This window comes from Legionella antarctica, assembly GCF_011764505.1.
Classification (GTDB): domain Bacteria; phylum Pseudomonadota; class Gammaproteobacteria; order Legionellales; family Legionellaceae; genus Legionella; species Legionella antarctica.
Window position 1 is genome coordinate 3358483 of the sequence record NZ_AP022839.1, and the last position, 21518, is coordinate 3380000.

The window sequence follows — 21518 nt, forward strand, 5'->3', positions numbered from 1 at the left end:
ACCTCCATGCTTTATCAAGGATACCCTAAATCATTATCCTAATCATCAGGAAGCAAGACGTTCCCTCACAATATAAGCAAGATCGCGTTACCTTACAAATATGAGCTTTACAGCCGTACAACTAGTTTAAATCTGTATTCTTGAGTTAATGAAATTGACTCATATTATGACAAACATTATCTTTGTATGGAAATATAGAAAGGCCTGAACAGAAGGGGGTCTATTCAAGCCATAGTATTGCGAGGTAAGCTGCTATGGTTATGCCACTATTCCTCGTGTTGGACTTTTAAGTGATACCTGCTCCATCGTGTATCACCAGCTTCCATGTTCAACGTTTTGAAACTTAATCATTCGTTTCGCTAGAAATTATACTTTAACGACCCAGTTTGTCAACAAAAAATTTCCAAAAGAAACTTATTGTTTCTTTTTTATTTATTTGCAGGTTTATTCTCCCTTTGTTACACTCTAACAAGTTTTTAGCATTCAGGTTGTTCGTATTCTCCATGGAAAAAGTCAACTTAACTAAACAGTTTGCTTACCGTCTTCGTGATGCAATGATTGCAGTGGGATTTGATTCACAACGCTCAGCTTCTGGAGTATGCATTCATAAATTAGCAGAAATCACCGGTTATTCAGTTCAGATTTGTCGAAAATATCTTCGTGGAGAAGCGATACCAGATCCAGTTAAATTAATAGAAATTGCTGCGAAACTTCAAGTTTCCCCCGGTTGGTTATTATTTGGTGATGCCCATAATGACCAGAGTACTTCGCAAAATAAAATCACAATAAGCAAAAATTTGCTTCACTATATTTTCACCAGAGCAGCCTGCTTATATAATGCCGAGCTCAAGGAACAACAGGTGCCTGAGTTTTTAATGGAATTGATTAATGACATCAGTCTAATTAATGCCAGTGAAGAACAGTCTGAAAAAATTATAGACTTAGCTTTATCTTCAGTGAAGCATTTTAGCCATCCCAATGGAACGTAGGGTAAGAACGAGTCATGGACTATAGCAACAATAATTTAAAGCCCCACCCAAAGTTTTTTGAGTTTCTTTTTGCTTTCAAAAGTAAAGTTTCAACTGTATTCAGAGATGTTTTAGGAATTCATGAAATCAATCATATGGCTTTAACGCATATCAATACCAATAACCAGATACTCACTTTATCCTCTACTCCCGCCATGGAGTTTAATTTATTTAATGGTTCTCTTTGGCGTTATGATCTGTCCTATAATCCACTATGGTTTAATTTATGCGGTCAGGCACATTGGCAAACTTTATATAATCCATCACGTTATGATGAGCTTTATTACCTTAAGCAGATCAAACATGCTTTTCCAATAGGTTTAGCTCTTGCGGCAAAAATAGACGAAAATTATGTTATTTATTCTGTAGCAAGTCATAAGTCCTGCGCTCACACACGTGAACTGTTCTCTACCCAACAAGAAGATTTTTATAAAATAGGCCAATATTGCTCTAATATGTTACATCCTCTATTTAATCATTGTGATTTGTCGACCTCTCAGGCATTACCGAAACAGGTAGGATATGAAACATCAAAATAAAGCAATATTAGGCGGGCTTATGGGTAATATCGTAGAAGCCTATGATATGTCCATATGTTACTTTCTATCTTCTGAGTTATCTCGTGCCCTTCTGGGGATTAATAAAAATAAACCTACCGTAATGCTGTCTCTAATTTTTATAGCCTATTTAGCAAAACCTATAGGTGCTTTTATTTTAGGTTTACTTTCAGATTTATATGGCCGAAAAAGTGTCCTTATGGTCTCAATTATTATCATGGGCGTTTCCACCGCCTTAATTGGAGTGATACCTGGATATAATCAAATTGGCTTATTTGCCGCAGGATTTTTAGTGGCTTTAAGAATAATCCAAAGCATGGCACTTGGATCTGAATTTTTAAACTCATCGACTTTGTTAGTAGAAAGTGGCGATGGAACACAAAGAGGCTTTAGAGGGTGCTGGTCTTCAGTTGGTGTCAAAGCGGGTTATCTACTTGCTTGTCTTATTGTCCAAGGGATTGATTATTATTCAATAATTCACCCGGAGTATGAACATCTGTGGCGTATACCTTTTTTAGTAGCTTTAGTGACTACTCTCATTGGATTTTATATACGCGCAAAAATGCCAGAAAGTCTTAGTTATGTACTCTATTATGCTAACAGAAAAAAACCCTCTACTCAGGACATCTATAAACAATCCCTGTACTTTGTAAAAAAACACCCCTTTATGTATCATTTTGCTTTTTTCTCAAGCTTTTTATCTGTTACAACAGGCTTCTTTTTTTATTTATATATCCCGTTGCATGCAGTTCAATATGCCCATATCTCACGTTCATTGATCATGATTTCCAATACTCTGTCTTTAGTATTTGTGACCGCACTTATTCCTGTTTTCGGCTGGATCTCTGACCGGCAAGACAGGCTTAAAATGCTTACTTTTTCCAGTAGCGGATTGCTGATTTTGGCTTACCCTTTTATGCATGTGATTAATTATGGTACTGCTGAACACTATATATTAATGCAATTAATAATCTCAATTCCCTGCGCCTGTTATTATAGTGTAGCAACAGTGCTTTTAACTGAATTATTTCCTTTGCAGATCCGTTGCACCGCGCTATCTATAGTTTATTCTTTTGCAGCAAGCCTGGCTGCAGGTCTTCCACCATTGATCTCTGACTACCTGGCAAGAACAACCCAAATGCCAAGCTCGCCCAGCATTATTATTATCTTTTTGGCAACTGTAGTATTGATCAATATTAAAATTTTAGCGCAGAATTACCGCTCAGGAGAAAATCGATATATTATCTCCCCTCTTGAGTATGAAAAACCTGTTTTTACGGTACACTATCAGACACCAGAAAAAATTTAGATCTGTTGCAATCATGTTATCTTAACTGTACTGTTTCCAAGCCTTGCAAATTTATCTGAATAAGCATTTAAAAATTTGATTTAATTTCTGCTATTTTTTCCAGATTCTCAGCTATCACCTCACTAAATTGTTGCACCTCTTCACTACCAAGAAATGCACCTTGCTTTCCAGTATCCTCATCATTGGCAACTAAATTAACCAACGTTTCCAGCCCTTCAATAGCTGCAGTAACCTCGGCAGAAACATTGGCTAATTTTTTAGCATAATCATCGCGAGTCTTGTCATCATCATACAACAAGGAGCTTTGCAATTTAGCATCGATTTCAGCACGTAAGCCTTTTAATTTTTGATCAAGCTTCATAATATTTTCTCGCAACCTCCGGTCAATATTATTTATTAACAGTTTTGACTGATCCTGGGTGCTTCTATTCATCTACTCCTCCTACTGCCTTTGAAAGCTAATCTGTTATCTATTAATTAAATTCTAGCCGAAGCTCGGTATTTCGCCATTTGTTTTAATAGTGTTATCATTGTTTTTTTTAATAGCAATGAATCTTTATGTTACTCCATTATCTTTTTATCATGGGCATTTGTGTAGAGGCAGTAACTGGTGCTCTGGCAGCTGGCCGCAAAAAAATGGATTTTTTTGGTGTCATGCTTATTGCCTGCATCACTGCTTTAGGAGGAGGTGCAGTAAGGGATGTCTTGTTTAACACTTATCCTCTTACTTGGGTCGCTCATCCCGAGTATTTATTATATACCTCTTTGTGCGCGATTTTAACCATATTTATTGCCCATTCCTTAGTTAGAATAATGAAAGTATTTCTAATTCTCGATGCGTTGGGATTATCTACTTTCGTTATTATTGGCACTCAGAAAGTTCTCTCTCACGGCATGCCAGCCAGTGTAGCAGTGATTAGTGGGATGATTACAGGGATTTGTGGTGGAATGTTACGTGATATTTTATGTAACGATATCCCCTTGGTCTTAAGAAAAGAACTGTACGCTGTTATCGCTCTTGCCGGGGCTCTGCTTTTTATTACGCTTGCTTTTTTTAATGTTCCCCAGAATATCAGTATCATTGTTACCTTAGTTGGAATTTTCACGGCACGAATATTGGCTATTTTCTTTCATATTGAAATACCTATATTTGACTATTCAGAAAGTTTAAAAAAGCGAAAAAAAAACTAACCTGAATTTAGTTATTAATCCATCATTGAGCTTCAGGATTAATAAGGAGTGACCGTTGGTCTTTCAATTGCGCACAACGTAATGGTTGGCTGTTCTTTGCACTGAATTTTCGCATGCCGCGAACACGTCGCGACATGCAGCACCGTCTAAAGATAAACCCAAAATCCCCTCATATCATTCCCGTTTTATGAAAAAACATGAATTTTATATCTCTTTAATTTCAATAATGCTTACTTCTTCAACAGGCACATCTCCGTGCCCCATACGCTGACCTGTTTTAACCTTGCCAATCGCATCAACCACCTCCATCCCTTCAACAACTTCACTAAATACACAATATCCATAACCTTGAGCATGATCACCGGTGTAATTAAGAAATCCATTATCAGCAACGTTAATAAAAAATTGAGCTGTTGCTGAATGTGGATCCATTGTTCTGGCCATAGCTACAGTTCCACGCTTGTTAGGTTTGGCATTTTTTGCTTCGTTTTTAATAGCCGCTTCAGTTGACTTTTGTTCCATATCAGCATTTAAACCACCACCTTGAATCATAAAGCCATCAATGACACGGTGGAAAATTGTATTATTGTAAAAACCGCTACGTATATAACTTAGGAAGTTTTCTACTGTGACAGGGGTGTTTTCTGAATCTAACTGTAAATGAATATCGCCTTTAGATGTACTAATAACTACCATTGTATCTCCTGTTATCTCTATAATTTTAAGAATTTATTATTAGATTGCGCATTTTAGCACAAACATCATGTAATACATGGATATTGTGGATGCTGGCAAGGGCAGTAAATAAATTAGCTTTTTGTTTAAACAAATGATGCATACACGAACGTGAATAATTAAGACAAGTATAACAAGTACACTTTGCCATAATGGGTGACAAATCATTAGCAAAACATGTTTTTTTTATTTGAATACGTTCATTTTCATATTCACTTGCAAATCGTAACCATTTCCCTTCTGATATCAGCTCGCCACAATATAGAGCCCCATGTCGGGCATTGCGAGTTGGTGCCACGCAATCAAACATATCTATTCCCTCTGCAACTACATCCAATAAATCTTGAGGAGACATGCCTACCCCCATAGTATAACGAGGCTTATGCTCCGGCAAATAGTCTCTAACCCAACGAATCACTTCAACTGTTGTTTCCATATCAAAACCTATGGTTTCACCGCCAATGGCAATTCCATCTGTATTCATGGAAGAAACGAAGTCAGCACTTTCACGCCGTAAATCTTCAAAAATGCCACCTTGAACAATCCCAAATAACGCTTGTTGACAACCATACCGCGAGCTCGGATGTTGTTGATGATAGGCAATAGATTGTTTTAACCATCTATGAGTGCGAGTCATGATAAGCCCTACTTCATCCTTGGAACAACTATCTGGTGTGCATTGATCAAAAGCCATAATTATATCAGCACCAATAATTTTCTGAGTTTCCAAAGACATTTCTGGTGTCATATGAATTAGTCCTTGACTACCAGGTAGTTTAAAATGAGCACCTTCTTCATCTATAGTACAAATCTCTTTATTTTTAGACAAACTAAAAACTTGAAAGCCACCACTATCGGTTAGCATAGGTCCATGCCACCCCATAAAACGGTGCATACCCCCAGCTTTTTCAATCACACCCATCCCTGGAGCACACAGCATATGATAGGTATTACCACCCAAGATAATTTGACTGCCAGCCTTATGCAGCTCACTTGGCATCATATTATTCACACCAGCACGAGTACCGACCGGCATGAAAACTGGAGTTATAAACTCCCCATGGGGAGTAGTAACGCGAGTAATTCGGGCGTTGGTGCCCGAATGGCGATGAAGTACTTCACAAGAAAAGGTATTCATTAATAAATAAATAACTCAAAAAAAGAGCAATAATAACTAAGACAACTCCAGATTACCAGCAATTAAATTGTTCTAAAACCGGTACACCTTGCTTTTGTTAGGGTCTGTTGACAGTTAGCCTTTCGACGTCCCGCGACTTGTTCGCGGGATCCAGTTAGAACTCTTTGCAAACAAGATATCTGTTCTTTGCACGAGATTTCTGGGATGCCGCGAACAAGTCGCGGTACGTAGCGTTTTAAATACGAGTTGTCAACGGCTCCTGGTGAATACTTCAATACAACGAAAAACCAAAACGTAAGTCCACCGGTCAACGCTGATGACAAGCTACCCAACGTAACCGGAATTAAACAGGATTGGAACTTACTTGTGCTGGGGTTCTAATGTACCCTATACATCTATACTATCGCTCTTAACGTCTCTTAATTGAGTGTACGAGTACGAAAATATAACACTAATCCAGTAAGTGCCATAAAGAGAAAATACAAGGCTACCCATCCTGGCATAGAAATTCCCGCCATTGACCAGGTTACTTCCGCACAATCTCCTGCACCCCAAAAAAGCGCTCGTGCTACAGTCTGCCAGGGGAAGTATCGAATCAAAACATCAAGATCAGGCATACAAGCAGGAGCCTTTCCTGCTGGTAGGGATTGTAGCCATAATTGTCTTAAGGAAAAAAATAATCCGGTACAGGAAATCACAACTTGAATCAAACAAATAAGATGAGCTTTTTTTAAAGTACCTAAACTTAATCCCATCAAGCCTAACAATAAAAAAACACAAACGCGCTGCATAATACATAAAGGACAGGGACGTAATCCTAAAAAATACTCAAAATAAAAGGAAGCAAACAAGACAATGAACGTAACCAATACCAAAAAAAGCTGAATTTTTTTGAAGGTAATTTTTCTCATGATTCAGGCAACATGTATTTTATTGCAGCTTCAAGATCCATATCATTACACTCACTACAAGTACCTTTTACAGGCATAGCATTTAAACCCTTTATTGAAGAAGCAACCAAATCTTCTAAAGTTTTCCCGGTTAAACGAGGTGTCCAATCTTTCTCATTTTGCAATTTAGGTGCCCCAGCTAGTCCATCACGATGGCATACAATGCAGTGTTGCTCATATATTTTTTGCCCTGATTCGTTTGTTTTTCTCGTCAGCTCTTTATCTCCAACGGAGGTCTGGGTTGTAGTTCCCTCTTGCTCTTGAATGTGCAACTGACCTACTGGTTGAATTCTTTGTTGGATTTTATGCAGCTCTGTATCTTCAATCGCATAGAGCGAACACGAAAAAAAAGCCAACAACACAGCACTATTCAACCTCATTTCAGAACATCTCCCGAACCTATTTAAAAATCATACCGACAAGCAATGTTTTTTACCAGCACGATTTTAACACAAGATACAAAAAAACCACGCCCAGATAATAAATGGTTTTTGATAACCTGTATTTTTCTGATTACACTTTGTCAAAATTGCTAGGATATAAACTGTGCACAACGGATAAAAAACCAAGCTGTGAATAAGTAATATTATTTACGATTGTATCTCCAACTGGCTTTTAATTTTCTCCTGTTGTCAATAAAGGTCAACTCAAAGATGTATTGAGCCTCTAAATATCCTGGAAAATTTAAGCATGCGATCGGTCGACAACTCCTTGAACAATAGTCTATATTAGAATGAGGATGCACCGAGTAAGTTTTCCAATACTAACCAATGATAGATAAGGATATTCTAATGGCTAAAACAAAAGAAATTAACCCGACGGGTATTGACCTAAATCGTAATTGGGGTTGGATTTTGGGACTAGGCATTCTATTTGTTATTTTAGGATGTATTGGATTAGGAATGGTGGTTGGATTAACCCTGGTGAGCATGATCTTTTTTGCAGCCCTGTTAATTGTTGCGGGTATAACTCACGTCGTTGATGTTTTTAAACATCGAGAGTGGAAAGGAATCATCTGGCAGTCTTTAATAGCTATTTTATATATTGTAGCCGGTTGTGTTGTCTTTTATGACCCATTTTTAGCATCCACTTTAATTACTGCTGCTTTAGCTGGGGTTCTTATTGTCATCGGCCTAACCCGAATCCTTATGGCTTTTTCTTTAAAAGATTCAAAAGGATGGTTGTGGTTATTATTAGCAGGAATTACCGCCATTATTCTTGGAATGCTCATATTGATGCACTGGCCCATTAGTGGCTTATGGGTTATTGGCCTCTTTATTGCTATTGAAATGATAGTCACTGGGTGGACTTATATCTTTATTGCTTTTGCCTCCAGAACTTAACACAGTTGGGTGCAAAACGCCCCACCGTGCTGAATAAGTCATTTAATCCGCTGTGATTATCCTGCCCTCGGTGATGCATCAACAATATCAGCATTGCACACCGGGTTATACACAGTAAAATAATGTTCATTTTCGAAAAATTCAGCCAAAAATGGTCTTAAGTTTTTTGGCTGTTGCAAGGGAAATTTTTATCTAGTGAAGCTCTTTTTCAGTATATAATTTCTTAATGGAAGTGATTAGGGTTCTGGATGCATGCTCCCGATTTTCTGCACTGGTGTCATTTTTCGCTGTCGTATTCCTCTACTTTTGAACTGATACAGAATTTCTGACTTCTATTTTCTTTTTACTCATATGTGCCCTGGATGCTCAAAAATATCAAGCACAAAGAAAATTATCCTCTAAGGTTCAAGTAAAACAATGGTATTATATTCAAAATCTAATACCAGCTTTTACACTCCATGATGATTTCCAAAAAAATCCGCATTGCAACACGCCAAAGTCCACTTGCCTTATGGCAAGCTAATTTTGTTCGAGAGCAGCTCTTAAAACAATGGCCTGACCTAACAATCGAATTATTGCCCATGGTCACCTCTGGCGATAAATTTCTCATGGATAAACTATTGGCTGTGGGCGGGAAAGGGTTATTTGTTAAAGAATTAGAGGATGCCCTATTAAATAACAGGGCAGATATTGCAGTACACTCTACTAAAGATATGCCCGCAGAGCTGCCAGCAGGATTGCATTTAGCGGTAATTTGTGAACGACATAATCCCTTTGATGCACTAATCAGCACACGATACGGATGTCTTGATGAACTGCCCTGTCAAGCAATAGTTGGGACAGCAAGTCTTAGAAGACAATCACAATTATTAGCCTATAGATCTGATCTTCAGATTAAAACCTTGCGTGGTAACATAAATACGCGGCTCGCAAAACTTGAATCTGGAGAATATGATGCAATTATACTCGCTGCTGCAGGCCTTGAGCGCATGAGCTTAGAACATGTCATTACAGAACAGTTGTCTGATGAAATAATGTTACCTACTTGTGGACAAGGCGCTTTATGTATTGAATGCCGAACGGATGATCAAGAAATACAACAACTCATTGCCAGCTTAAATGATCCAGTATCCTCTTTATGTGTGCAAACAGAACGCAGCGTTAATGCGCAACTAGGAGGTAATTGCCAAGTGCCTTTAGCCGTTTTTTGCACTGTTACGTCAACTAATCAACTTTTTTTACGGGCAAAAATTCTAAACCCTGAAGGTACTCAGTCTATATATGACAGTCAAAAAGGAGCTGTGGAGCAAGCCCCAGATTTGGCAAAACGCTGCACTGAATCTTTGCTAACCAAGGGTGCGGCGGATTTACTTGACTCGATACCATGATACGGACACTTAATGGACTCCGGGTATTAAATACCCGCCCCAGAAACCAGGCTCAAGCACTGAGTAAAAGCATTATTGATGCAGGAGGTATCTCTATTGAATGCCCCGCGATAGAAATTAAGGCAACCAATGCTGCCTGGATTCGTTTATTACCTGATTTATTGAAGGTAAACCAAGCTATTTTTGTCAGTGCTAATGCTGTTCATCATTGTTTTACTCAATTCAGGTTAAATGGTATTCATTGGCCAGCGCAGATTAAGGTTATTGCTATAGGCCAGGGAACCGCAAAAGCTCTTGGTGAATTAAATATTCAAGTTAATTACTTACCCGAGACACCTGATAGCGAGGGCTTACTCAGCCTGAGTAATTTACAGCAACTAAAAAATCAAACCGTGCTATTATTTAAAGGTATTGGGGGCAGAGAGGTCATTGAAAAAGGTTTATTACAAAGAGAGGCCAAGGTAATCACGTTCAATGTATATAGAAGAGTTCTTCCTCAAATTCGCGGTCAATTTATTAATTCGCTATGGCATGATGACCTGGTGGATATTATACTGTTAACAAGCGAGCAATCTATACGTAATCTTTTTAAGATTTTTGCTAAAGAGGCTCATGACTGGCTCCAAGAAAAACCGTGTCTGGTTATTAGTGAGCGTCTGGGTAAATCAGCTTCAAGATTAGGTATGAAAAAAATTATAATAAGCCATCCTGATTGGATGATGAATACATTACTAGACTATTATCAAGGATCAATCCATGGCAAATAGCACCGAAGAAGAACAAAAAAAAGAAGTAAAAGCATCAAAACGAAACGCTAAACCAAATACTCAAACACGTGAACCCACTAGTCTTTCTTGTCCCAAAAGTAATTTTTTAATTAGTGGGCTGGCTCTTTTTATAGCTGTTGTGTCAATGGCGATTGCCCTATACGCTATTCAATTTAACTACAAACTCCAAGAAAAATTGGTTAAGAAAAACACTCATTTAAACGATGAAATAGCTCAATTAAAACAAACTCAGACAAACAATCAAGAACAAGTCGAAGCAAAAAAAAACGAGTTCAAACAAACCCAGGAGGAGTTGCAGAGCAAGCTGGAGCATCTGAACAAACAATTACAAACCGCTATGGATCAAAAACTCTACCAAAATCAGGATTGGCTCCTGCTAAAAGCGCGTAATTATCTTGAATTAGCCCAAATAAATGCTTATTGGAGTGATGATGTTAACGCGGCAATCTCCCTGCTACTGCAAGCAGATAAATTACTGGAGCAGTTATCTTCACCTAAAATCTTTGCAGTAAGACAAGCTGTAGCAAAAGAAATTGCTCAATTAAAAGCCATACCCAAGGTGGATGTAACGGGTATATTGAGTCAGCTGGATGCGGCACAAGTCAATGTCAGTACTCTTACTATCCAGGCAAATATTGATGAACCTGAATCCAATGGAACGATTAAAACACCAAAAACTGCCCATCCTTCAGCATGGCAAACGCGTCTTCAAGACAGTGTTCATTTATTGGAAAAAATGGTTGTTGTCCGTCGAGATGATGAAAACATTAAACCCTTAATGTCCCCCTTGTATGAATCAACATTGAGAGAAAGTATTCGTATGAGTCTTCAAGAGGCTCAATGGGCAATTATTAATAATAATCCTGTCGTCTATCAACTGGCACTTAAGCAAGCCTCTTCAAACCTTAAAAGAGCATTCAATCAAAACTCAAAAAATACGGAAGAATTGCTAAAACAATTAGATGATCTCCAAAAAATAAAAATTACGCGAGAACGATCTGTAATTGAACTAGCGCTCCCCCTTCTAAACCAAATAATCGATAATCAACAATTGCTTGTTAACCCCGCGAATAATGGCGGGAAAGGAGAATATTGATAATGATGCGTATTCTGATCGCTTTTATTATTCTATTAGGCTCCGTTTTGCTGGGTATTCAGCTAAACGATGATCCTGGTTATGTATTGATTACGATTAATCACTGGATTGTTGAAACTACGGTATGGTTTGCTGCATTTGCTTTGCTTTTATTATTCGTGGTAATTCACATTGTTTTACAACTCTATAATAAAATTTCTAATACTCCAGGGATGATTTATCAATGGAATTCGCGACGCCTTTCCCAAAAAGCGCAAGCAACAACCAGAAAAGGGTTAATAGAATATAGCGAGGGGTATTGGCAGAAAGCAAGAGCTCATCTAATTCAGGCTTTACCCAATACCGACACACCCCTCCTTAATTATTTAACAGCAGCGCGAGCAGCCCAAAAAATGGGGGATAGCAAGCTGCGTGACCACTATTTACGAGAAGCACAACAATCAATGCCCGAGGCCAAAATTGCAGTAGAATTAACCCAGGCACAATTACAATTAGCAAACCATCAATGGGAACAGGCTTTGGCAACTTTAAGGCATCTACATGATTTAGCTCCTCGCCACCCCTATGTTTTAAAGTTACTTATGAATTTGTATGAAGAAGTAAGGGATTGGCCACAACTCATAGCCATCCTGCCTGATTTAAAAAAGAACAAAGTTATTCCTGAGCAAGTTTTTGAACAATTACAACAAAATGCTTACTTACAAACCATTGTAGATCTGAGCAAACAAAATCAGCCTGAAGCAATCACTAGTTCCTTTAATAAACTGCCTAAAAATTTAGCACATAATCCAGATATTGTGGCTGAATATATTCGTTTTTTATTGAAAAACCATGACTATAATAAAGCAGAGGCTATTTTAAGACGCTGTCTTCGTAAAGAAGTCAACCCACAATTAATTGAACTTTATGGATTGCTGTTGTGTGATGCAAATCAATTGGATTTTGCTGAATCATTGCTTAAAAAAAATCCTCACTCAGCTGCCTTGTTTTTATGTTTAGGGCGACTATGCATCGCGCAACATTTATGGGGGAAAGCCAAACATTACCTTGAGCAATCCAATGAACTCCATCCTACACCTATTGCTTATGCAGAACTTGGTCAACTGCATGAAAAACTCAACGATGCATTTCTTGCCTGCGAGAATTTTAAGAAGGGCTTGGAGTTAGCAACAATGGATTCAGATAACTCATTCCCTCAAAAATAAGCATCCTGGGGTCATCTCGCGGCGTGCCGGGCGTTGGAAAGAAAGTGATTGGCACCAGCACACAATCGATGAATCAACTTGCAACAACCCTTGATTAGTATTCTATTTTTTTGCCATAGAATCATGACAAGCATCATTACACTGAGTTTTGGTTTTTTCAGTTTGAATCGTAGTATGCTGAATGCTAAATTGCTTTCTCAGTTGATCAACCAACTCGATACGTGATTCATCAGTTAATGCTTCGTCGGGCATATAAAGATGGACTGACATGGCATTCTCTTGAGTACTCATTGCCCAAATGTGCAAATCATGAACCCCCTGTACCCCAGGCCTATTTAAAAGAAATTCACTAACAGCGTTCCAGGAAATGTGTTTAGGAACTCCATCAATGATTAATCTGAAGCTATCGGCAAATAAAGCCCAGGTTCCTTTGAGGATGACCAGTGCAATCAGTAAACCAACGATAGGATCTATCCATAACCAACCAGTCCAATACAATAAAGCAGCAGAAATTACTACTCCTACAGAAACTAAAGCATCATAAACTAAATGCAGATAAGCTCCTCGAATGTTGAGATCATCAGAACCTCGCAAAAATAATAATGCGGTCCCGCTGTTGATGAGAATACCAACTCCGGCAACAATCATTACCGAGACTGCTTGTACTTCTGTAGGAGAAAATAGTTTATAAACGGCTTCTGTGGCAATAATGCCACAGGTGAATACCAACAATATCCCATTAGTTAAAGCAGCTAATATGGATGTTTTCTTCAAGCCATAAGTTGTTCTCTCTGTTGGCTTACGCTTCATCAGACTGGTTGCAAGCCAAGCTAAAATCAAGCTTAGTACATCACCTAAATTATGAAATGCATCCGCTAATAAGCTGGTTGAATTAGCTATATAAGCAAAAATAATCTGCAAAATGACAAAAAGACCATTCGCAATAATTGCAATTAAAAAGGCACTATCATAGGTTACAGCTTCATGATTATGGCCCTGATGCTGAGACGATTCAGCATGCGAATGCTTACTCATAAGTCTCCTGTTTACTGTCCTTCGGTATAATAATTAATGCCTATCTTAATTCTGTCACGTGTTTTTTCTTTGCGCCAAGCATTGGTATCACGTAAAGAATAAACACAACCACAATACTCTTGCTTGTAAAACTCTTCCCGTTTGGCTATCTGGTACATCCGCTCAGACCCACCATTTTTTCGCCAATTGTAAGTCCAATACTCTATATCAGGATAATGACTGGCAGCGCGTATCCCCGAATCGTTTATTTGATTCATGTCTTTCCATCGCGATATACCCAAAGAGCTACAAATAACCGGAAAACCATGTTCATGAGCATATAAAGCAGTTCGTTCAAATCGCATATCAAAACACATGGTACAACGTTTCCCTCGCTCAGGCTCCCACTCTAAGCCCTTAGCACGAGTAAACCAATTGTCTTTATCATAATCTGCATCGATAAATGGAATGCCGTGTTTCTCGGCAAAGTTGATGTTTTCCTGTTTTCTAATTTCATATTCTTGAACAGGATGAATATTAGGATTATAGAAGAATATAGAAAAATTAATTTCTGAATAGATCAATGCTTCCATTACCTCACCCGAACAAGGCGCACAACATGAATGCAGCAATAACTTATCTGCATTAGCAGGTAACTCCAATCGTTCTCTTTCAATCATTTTATACTTCCGGCAAATTGATAAAATGTTGACGATAATATACCAATTCGTTAATTGAGTCTTTAATATCATCCAAAGCAAGATGCTTGGATTCTTTCACAACCCCACTCAATAGTTCAGGACGCCAACGGATGGCTAACTCTTTCAGGGTGCTAACATCCAGGTTTCTATAATGAAAAAAAGCTGCCAGATCAGGCATATATTTATATAGAAAACGTCTGTCCTGGCAAATAGTATTTCCACACATTGGCGACTTCCCTTTATCAAGGTACTGACTTAGAAAGGTCAGGGTTGATTTTTCCGCTTGCAACTCACCCACATCGCTGGCCAGTACTCTCTTGACCAAACCGGATTGATTATGCTGTTTGGTGTTCCATGAGTCCATTCCATCAAGCAATTCCTTAGACTGAGCAACTGCAATTACCGGCCCTTCAGCCAGAATATTTAAATGAGCGTCCGTTACTACAGTTGCTATTTCTATAATTCTATCCTGTTCAGGCTCAAGACCTGTCATTTCTAAATCTATCCAGATTAAATTTTGATTATTTTTCATGTAATTTCCAAGAGTTTAAAATTAGTTCTACACAAGCCACACGACGTTGATGCAAAGCTTCCTTAATCGCTTTACCTTCATAACCCTGAGCTATCAAAACCTGAGGATTTACTTTGGCACACTCCAATAATAAATAACTCCATTGTCGTGCCTGTTGATAATCAATGGTCCTACCTCGACCTTCTGCATCAGCCTGGCACGCGATTAATAAATCATAAAACAATTGAGGCCGACGAAATGCATCACACTGCTCTAAAAGTCTGACAATGGTGCTTGCACGTAATTCAACTAAGCGATGAATATTTAAATGAAATCGTGAAACTAAAATAGCTAATTGACGATAATCATTAGGAATTCGCAAACGTGAGCACAATGACTCGATCACAGAAACACCCTTTTCTTCATGACCATGATGTCTGGGCCAAATGCTCATTGGCGTAACTGCCTTACCTAAATCATGAACCAGGGCGGCAAAACGAACTACTGGATCTTCAGTTAAGATAACTGATGCCTCTAATACCATTAACGTATGAACACCGCTATCTATTTCAGGGTGATGTTGATAAGGATTAGGTATTCCAAATAATGAATTTAACTCCGGAAAAATCACCTTAAGTGCATCGCAAGAACGCAAAGTTAGAATAAATTGCTCTGGATTTTTTTCACCTAAACTTCGTTGCAATTCCTGCCAAACACGCTCAGCAACCAAATGCAATAACTCGCCTCGCTTTACCATTGAGTACATTAAAGCACGGGTTTCATTGGCCAATCTAAAACCAAGATAATGAAAACGTGCTGCAAAACGAGCCACTCGCAGTACACGAACCGGGTCCTCTATAAAAGCAGGTGACACATGGCGCAATATTTTATTGTTTAAATCTTGCTGCCCCTGATATGGATCGATAAGATTGCTTTGTTCATCCATTGCTATCGCATTAATAGTCAAATCACGCCGCCCCAAATCCTCTTCTAAAGAAACTGTAGAACTAAAATCGCAATCAAAACCATAATATCCTGGCGCTGATTTTCTTTCTGTTCTTGCCAAAGCGTATTCTTCATTAGTTTCAGGGTGCAAGAACACCGGGAAATCACGTCCAACTTGTCTAAATTTTTTATTTAATAATTGCTGGGGCGTTGATCCAACCACTACCCAGTCACGCTCATGCACAGGTATTCCCAATAATTGGTCACGGACAGCACCACCGACTAAGTAGACTTTCATTAAATATGATTTACCTGCATACTGTAACATTAATAAACTTATCCATTATAGTATAGATCGCAACCATGAGTAAAAGACGTATCAATAAACAACAATTATCGCGAATTGAAAAAAATCAACAAACCTATCAAGAGACTAAAGAACACAATCATGATGCGCTGGCAGATGGTTTGGTAATTACCCGATACAGCAGACATGTAGAAATTGAAGACAATGAAGGGAAACGAATCCGATGCTCTATAAGGCCTAACCTTGATACCTTGGTTGCCGGCGACAGGATCATTTGGCAAACAGAAGGTGATAATCAAGGTGTAGTTGTCAGTTTATATCCAAGAGGATCTACTCTGGCAAGGCCAACAAGTGCTGGTCTAAAGAAACCCGTAGCAGCAAATATCACCCAAATGATCATTGTCATTGCTCCCAAGCCAGAGATCAGTTGGGCCTTGCTTGATAGTTATTTGATAATGGCGGAAACTTTACATTTACATGCTGTTATTTTACTGAATAAAACGGATTTACCTTGCGACGAACTCAAAGCGCAATTACTGATGGACTACCAATCACTAAGTTACCCAATTGTTATGGTGAGTAAAAATAGTTCTTTAAGTTTTAACCCTTTAAAGTCAGCGCTCAATAATCAAATTAGTGTTTTTGTTGGTCAATCTGGTGTGGGTAAATCCTCTATAATTGCCGAAATACTTCCCCATGAAGGAAATATTGCTACACAAGAAATCTCCCTCGGTTCCGAGCTAGGGCGCCATACTACAAGCAACTCACGCTACTATCATCTACCTAGTGGAGGAGCATTAATTGATTCACCCGGTGTAAGGGAGTTTAGTTTATGGGATATAGACACGAACATAATTGCCCATGGCTATATCGAATTTAAGCCATATTTATCTCAATGCAAATTTCGCAATTGCACTCATATAAACACGCCTCATTGCGCTATTATTGCAGCCTTGAATCGAGGAAATATTTCGATGAGAAGGTATGAGAATTTTATAAAGCTGTGTGCCCAATTTAGTAAAACAAAATTTTAGAGGTCGTACCACTCAACCTCCATGAGTTTTCTCAGGTAGGTGCGCCTAAATAATCCCCAGTTCTTGCTCTGCTGATGTCCTCCTGTAACTCCTCTATTGACAAAATAGGACGAGATAACGTGCGCAAATAGATGATCATTTTTTCTAATAAATCCTCATCGAGATTAAGTTCTGGAGATTGGAGTCGCCCTTTAATTAAATCTATTATTTCATTTAAGTTCTCGTAACTCATGGGGGAAAAAACTATTTTCGAACAATCAATCTTTCGAACAGCTGAAAAAAACTGAATAGAGCCCCCTGTTCTAAAGGAGCTGATATTTGATAATCGATTAACAATATAATCAATACAATTACTCAAAAAAAAGGTATGTGTATCACGATGTTCATAGAGCTGTAATAGGATGATCAGATATTCTTGCTCTTGTTCGGGCAACTTTTTTTTAAAATTAGAAAATAAAATATTGACCCTGAATTGTTTTAGCAAATCGTAATTATCTTGGGCGCATGTATGAATTAATTCATCCAGAAACTTATCAATTTGTATAACAATAGCTGGTACGTGAGCTCGAACCCTTAACAAAACATGCATTAATAATTCAGGCTGAAACCAAATAACACCTCTTTTAAATAAGGTAGAATTATCCACATGTCTATACCAATCATTAACACTATCATAACGTGTTAATAGAATATATAAGCTTTGTTCAGCTCTGGCAGGGACAATGTATTCTTCGATAAATGATCGATACTGAGGTACCAGTTGATCAATCATATTAGAAACTAGCAACGGTTTAAACATTGAAAATATCTTTTTTCCTTCAGAAAATACTGGATTGGTCATATCCCAAAAACTAATGGTATGTCCTGTCAAAGGAAGATAGTCAAACTCAAGAGTAAACAACGATAATAACATGGTCAAGCATTGATTTAATGAGTACTCCTGCGCCGAATCTCGACGTGCTCCAGGATGTCCTTCATTTAAATTATTTCGATCAACTTGATTATAGAATGGATACAATTCCGTATGCTTGGATTTTAATACAGAATTGAATTTAAAAAGCCATTCTGCCAGAGCACTGAAGTGCTCATCAAGAACATAATTTTCTACTTTATTAATAACAATTAAAAAATCCAATAAATAAAGTTTTTTTTCTTTAAATGAAATCTCAACTCCATAAAAAAAATTTATCTCATCCAGGCAATATTTATCAAGCTGTATAAAAAAATCTTGCGCCGCCTGTTTAAACAATTTAAAATCTGAACCTTTAGTTTTTAATTCATAATATTTATCTATTAGTGACAAAAGATGAGGCAGTAAATCTAGTGGCATTTCGCCTTTAGATTGCAATTTAGTAAATACTTTTTTTTGCAAAAAATTCCAAAAATTAGTAAATTGCTCCTCCCCTATTGAAAAGCCTCCATTTAGTTGTTTGCATGATTGTAGCCGGGTTAGTTCCTTGATACTCATAGCACTTAAAATATTGGTTCTTAAATATCTGTGAGTAGATAAAATGAAACCGTTCGTAGTCAGATGCTCGCACAGACCTCTTTTTCTATATAGAGTTCTATTATCATTGCCAAGGTAAAAATTTTCCGGACGCTCCGTTTCAGTTAGTAATGATAGATTATTGAAATCTACAGAGTTGGTTATTTTGGGGAGTAATACTTGAACATATTTTTTTTGGGTAAGGGGAGCTATATCTTTCGCAAGCTGAATCCACTTTTGGTTTGCCAGTCCCGTATTCAGCATGTAATCGTTTTCGAAACCTACTTCAACCTGTTGCGAACGAAGTTCAAAACAATTCATCAAAAACTGGATATTATCAGCATTTAGCTGTTGCCGTGAAGCACAATGCTTAAACTTTTCCTCCAAACTTTCAATAAGAAGCATATCATCAGGACTTAATTCCCTTATCTCTTTTAGATCATTAATAAATTCTAAAATTTTTCTAACTAACATGAGATTAATCAACCTTCCCTGGAATTAAAGTTTAACTCTAAAGCATGTTTAATCCTAAGTGCTGATATTACGCTAAAAAAACTTTAATTATAAGTTTATAATTATAAGCGGATAATAACCTAAAAAAAAAGCGGCTATTAAGCCGCTTTCTAAAATAAACCCTGGCGATGACCTACTTTCACATGAGGAGACCTCACACTATCATCGGCGCATGTTCGTTTCACTTCTGAGTTCGAGAAGGGATCAGGTGGTTCCAAACCGCTATTGTCGCCAGGAAAACTGTTATACCGTTTGGTAAGGGGGGATTAATAAATCACACCAAGCCAAAAGGTCTGGTAAATCTTGAGGTAACACAAACTATTCTCTCTATCTCTTTATACTTACGGTACATAACCCAAAGTAACTCAGATTATATGGTCAAGACAATCAGCCAATTAGTACAAGTTAGCTTCACACATTACTGCGCTTCCACACCTTGCCTATCAACGTCGTAGTCTTCAACGGGCTTCATGGGAAAACTCATCTTGAGGGAGGCTTCCCGCTTAGATGCTTTCAGCGGTTATCCCTTCCGAACTTAGCTACCCGGCGATGCCACTGGCGTGACAACCGGTACACCAGAGGTTCGTCCACTCCGGTCCTCTCGTACTAGGAGCAGCTCCTCTCAATTTTCCTACGCCCACGGCAGATAGGGACCGAACTGTCTCACGACGTTCTAAACCCAGCTCGCGTACCACTTTAAATGGCGAACAGCCATACCCTTGGGACCTGCTTCAGCCCCAGGATGTGATGAGCCGACATCGAGGTGCCAAACACCGCCGTCGATATGAACTCTTGGGCGGTATCAGCCTGTTATCCCCGGAGTACCTTTTATCCGTTGAGCGATGGCCCTTCCATACAGAACCACCGGATCACTAAGACCTACTTTCGTACCTGCTCGAGCCGTCACTCTCGCAGTCAAGCACCCTTATGCCTTTACACTCTTGGTACGATGTCCGACCGTACCGAGGGTACCTTTGTGCTCCTCCGTTACTCTTTGGGAGGAGACCGCCCCAGTCAAACTACCCATCATACACTGTCCTCATCCCAGATAATGGGACCAAGTTAGAACCTCAATAACAACAGGGTGGTATTTCAAGGGTGGCTCCATCAGAACTAGCGTCCTCACTTCATAGCCTCCCACCTATCCTACACAGTTATCATCAAAGTCCAGTGCAAAACTATAGTAAAGGTTCACGGGGTCTTTCCGTCTAGCCGCGGGTACACTGCATCTTCACAGCGATTTCAATTTCACTGAGTCTCGGGTGGAGACAGTGTGGCCATCGTTACGCCATTCGTGCAGGTCGGAACTTACCCGACAAGGAATTTCGCTACCTTAGGACCGTTATAGTTACGGCCGCCGTTTACCGGGGCTTCGATCAAGAGCTTCTCCGAAGATGACCCCATCAATTAACCTTCCGGCACCGGGCAGGCGTCACACCCTATACGTCTTCTTACGAATTTGCAGAGTGCTGTGTTTTTAATAAACAGTCGCAGCCACCTGGTCTCTGCGGCCCTCACCAGCTTTGTTGCGCAGGCAACTAACCAGCAAGGGCGTACCTTCTCCCGAAGTTACGGTACCATTTTGCCTAGTTCCTTCACCCGAGTTCTCTCAAGCGCCTCAGTATTCTCTACCTGTCCACCTGTGTCGGTTTCCGGTACGGTTCTCTATAAGTTATGGCTAGCAGCTTTTCCTGGAAGCCTGGCATTAATGACTTCTCTGTACACCGAAATGTCAGAACCATGTCGTACCTCTGCGTTTAATAGGAAACCGGATTTGCCAAGTCTCCCCGCCTACATACACATACCGGGACAACCAACGCCCGGCTCATCTAGCCTTCTCCGTCCCCACATCACCACTTATAAAAAGTCCAGGAATATTAACCTGGTTCCCATCGACTACGCTCTTCAGCCTCGCCTTAGGGGCCGACTCACCCTGCTCCGATTAACGTCGTGCAGGAAACCTGGGACTTCCGGCGTGAGGGTTTTTCACCCTCATTATCGTTACTCATATCAGCATTCGCACTTCTGATACCTCCAGCAGACTTCTCAATCTACCTTCATCGGCCTACAGAACGCTCCCCTACCACGTACACATAAGTGCACATCCGCAGCTTCGGTGACTAGTTTAGCCCCGTTAAATCTTCCGCGCAGGCCGACTCGACCAGTGAGCTATTACGCTTTCTTTAAAGGATGGCTGCTTCTAAGCCAACCTCCTGGCTGTCTGTGCCTTCCCACATCGTTTCCCACTTAACTAGTACTTGGGGACCTTAGCTGGCGGT

20 protein-coding genes and 2 rRNA genes (1 of these 22 running past the window's edge) are annotated in these 21518 nt (G+C 39.1%); 10 read left to right on the forward strand and 12 right to left on the reverse strand.

Annotated features, from left to right (window positions below; genetic code table 11):
• Positions 1-503: 503 nt before the first annotated feature.
• The 3 genes from HRS36_RS15865 to HRS36_RS15875 are packed head-to-tail and all read left to right on the forward strand — an operon-like array spanning position 504 to position 2894.
• Positions 504-989 carry a helix-turn-helix domain-containing protein gene (locus HRS36_RS15865; RefSeq protein WP_173238568.1) on the forward strand — a complete coding sequence of 162 codons (486 nt, stop codon included), beginning with the start codon at positions 504-506 and terminating at the stop codon, positions 987-989.
• Between the two features lie 14 nt (positions 990-1003).
• Positions 1004-1567, forward strand: coding sequence for a hypothetical protein (locus HRS36_RS15870; RefSeq protein WP_173238048.1), 564 nt, complete (start codon positions 1004-1006; stop codon positions 1565-1567).
• Positions 1551-2894, forward strand: coding sequence for an MFS transporter (locus HRS36_RS15875; protein WP_173238049.1), 1344 nt, complete (start codon positions 1551-1553; stop codon positions 2892-2894). Before HRS36_RS15870 ends, HRS36_RS15875 begins: the two co-directional genes overlap by 17 nt.
• 67 nt (positions 2895-2961) lie before the next feature.
• Here HRS36_RS15875 and HRS36_RS15880 read toward each other — a convergent pair whose 3' ends face one another.
• Positions 2962-3327 carry a hypothetical protein gene (locus tag HRS36_RS15880; protein WP_173238050.1) on the reverse strand — a complete coding sequence of 122 codons (366 nt, stop codon included), beginning with the start codon at positions 3325-3327 and terminating at the stop codon, positions 2962-2964.
• A 125-nt stretch (positions 3328-3452) separates the two neighbouring features.
• On the opposite strand from HRS36_RS15880, the gene HRS36_RS15885 reads away from it, so the two are divergent.
• On the forward strand, positions 3453-4085 hold the full coding sequence (locus HRS36_RS15885; protein WP_173238051.1) for a trimeric intracellular cation channel family protein: 633 nt from the start codon (positions 3453-3455) through the stop codon (positions 4083-4085).
• Positions 4086-4289: 204 nt separating this feature from the next.
• Here HRS36_RS15885 and HRS36_RS15890 read toward each other — a convergent pair whose 3' ends face one another.
• The 4 genes from HRS36_RS15890 to HRS36_RS15905 form a co-directional block, all read right to left on the reverse strand.
• Positions 4290-4781: a peptidylprolyl isomerase gene (locus HRS36_RS15890; protein WP_173238052.1), complete on the reverse strand. Its 492-nt coding sequence runs from the start codon at positions 4779-4781 to the stop codon at positions 4290-4292.
• Between the two features lie 25 nt (positions 4782-4806).
• The gene (gene tgt, locus HRS36_RS15895; RefSeq protein ID WP_173238053.1) at positions 4807-5958 is read right to left on the reverse strand and encodes a tRNA guanosine(34) transglycosylase Tgt; all 1152 of its coding nucleotides are present in this window, start codon (positions 5956-5958) and stop codon (positions 4807-4809) included.
• A gap of 419 nt (positions 5959-6377) precedes the next feature.
• Positions 6378-6869 (reverse strand): disulfide bond formation protein B, encoded by a 492-nt coding sequence (locus HRS36_RS15900; RefSeq protein ID WP_173238054.1) that lies wholly within the window; start codon positions 6867-6869, stop codon positions 6378-6380.
• Positions 6866-7288, reverse strand: a complete 423-nt coding sequence (locus HRS36_RS15905) for a c-type cytochrome (protein WP_173238055.1) — start codon at positions 7286-7288, stop codon at positions 6866-6868. Before HRS36_RS15905 ends, HRS36_RS15900 begins: the two co-directional genes overlap by 4 nt.
• Positions 7289-7699: 411 nt before the next feature.
• Between HRS36_RS15905 and HRS36_RS15910 the strand changes: the two genes are divergently transcribed.
• From HRS36_RS15910 to HRS36_RS15930, 5 genes are all read left to right on the forward strand, one after another.
• Positions 7700-8251 carry an HdeD family acid-resistance protein gene (locus tag HRS36_RS15910; RefSeq protein ID WP_173238056.1) on the forward strand — a complete coding sequence of 184 codons (552 nt, stop codon included), beginning with the start codon at positions 7700-7702 and terminating at the stop codon, positions 8249-8251.
• Positions 8252-8712: 461 nt separating this feature from the next.
• Positions 8713-9639 carry a hydroxymethylbilane synthase gene (gene hemC / locus HRS36_RS15915; protein ID WP_173238569.1) on the forward strand — a complete coding sequence of 309 codons (927 nt, stop codon included), beginning with the start codon at positions 8713-8715 and terminating at the stop codon, positions 9637-9639.
• Positions 9636-10406, forward strand: coding sequence for a uroporphyrinogen-III synthase (locus HRS36_RS15920; protein ID WP_173238057.1), 771 nt, complete (start codon positions 9636-9638; stop codon positions 10404-10406). The genes hemC and HRS36_RS15920 overlap by 4 nt, the downstream gene beginning before the upstream one ends.
• The gene (locus HRS36_RS15925) at positions 10396-11523 is read left to right on the forward strand and encodes a uroporphyrinogen-III C-methyltransferase (RefSeq protein ID WP_173238058.1); all 1128 of its coding nucleotides are present in this window, start codon (positions 10396-10398) and stop codon (positions 11521-11523) included. The genes HRS36_RS15920 and HRS36_RS15925 overlap by 11 nt, the downstream gene beginning before the upstream one ends.
• 2 nt (positions 11524-11525) lie before the next feature.
• Positions 11526-12728, forward strand: a complete 1203-nt coding sequence (locus tag HRS36_RS15930; protein WP_173238059.1) for a heme biosynthesis HemY N-terminal domain-containing protein — start codon at positions 11526-11528, stop codon at positions 12726-12728.
• Positions 12729-12830: 102 nt separating this feature from the next.
• Here HRS36_RS15930 and HRS36_RS15935 read toward each other — a convergent pair whose 3' ends face one another.
• The 4 genes from HRS36_RS15935 to HRS36_RS15950 are packed head-to-tail and all read right to left on the reverse strand — an operon-like array spanning position 12831 to position 16197.
• Positions 12831-13763: a cation diffusion facilitator family transporter gene (locus HRS36_RS15935; protein WP_173238061.1), complete on the reverse strand. Its 933-nt coding sequence runs from the start codon at positions 13761-13763 to the stop codon at positions 12831-12833.
• Between the two features lie 11 nt (positions 13764-13774).
• A complete protein-coding gene (locus tag HRS36_RS15940) occupies positions 13775-14422 on the reverse strand; it encodes an epoxyqueuosine reductase QueH (protein WP_173238063.1) in 648 nt (215 codons plus the stop codon).
• 1 nt (position 14423) lies between these two features.
• The gene (gene orn, locus HRS36_RS15945; protein ID WP_173238065.1) at positions 14424-14975 is read right to left on the reverse strand and encodes an oligoribonuclease; all 552 of its coding nucleotides are present in this window, start codon (positions 14973-14975) and stop codon (positions 14424-14426) included.
• A complete protein-coding gene (locus HRS36_RS15950) occupies positions 14965-16197 on the reverse strand; it encodes a multifunctional CCA addition/repair protein (protein ID WP_173238570.1) in 1233 nt (410 codons plus the stop codon). The genes orn and HRS36_RS15950 overlap by 11 nt, the downstream gene beginning before the upstream one ends.
• A gap of 65 nt (positions 16198-16262) precedes the next feature.
• Between HRS36_RS15950 and rsgA the strand changes: the two genes are divergently transcribed.
• The gene (rsgA, locus tag HRS36_RS15955) at positions 16263-17240 is read left to right on the forward strand and encodes a small ribosomal subunit biogenesis GTPase RsgA (RefSeq protein WP_173238067.1); all 978 of its coding nucleotides are present in this window, start codon (positions 16263-16265) and stop codon (positions 17238-17240) included.
• A 31-nt stretch (positions 17241-17271) separates the two neighbouring features.
• On the opposite strand, the gene HRS36_RS15960 is transcribed toward rsgA, so the two are convergent.
• From HRS36_RS15960 to HRS36_RS15970, 3 genes are all read right to left on the reverse strand, one after another.
• Positions 17272-19200, reverse strand: coding sequence for a hypothetical protein (locus HRS36_RS15960; RefSeq protein WP_173238068.1), 1929 nt, complete (start codon positions 19198-19200; stop codon positions 17272-17274).
• Between the two features lie 159 nt (positions 19201-19359).
• Positions 19360-19475: ribosomal RNA gene (gene rrf / locus HRS36_RS15965) — 5S ribosomal RNA — on the reverse strand.
• Between the two features lie 138 nt (positions 19476-19613).
• A 23S ribosomal RNA gene (locus HRS36_RS15970) occupies positions 19614-21518 on the reverse strand (it continues 993 nt past the right edge of the window).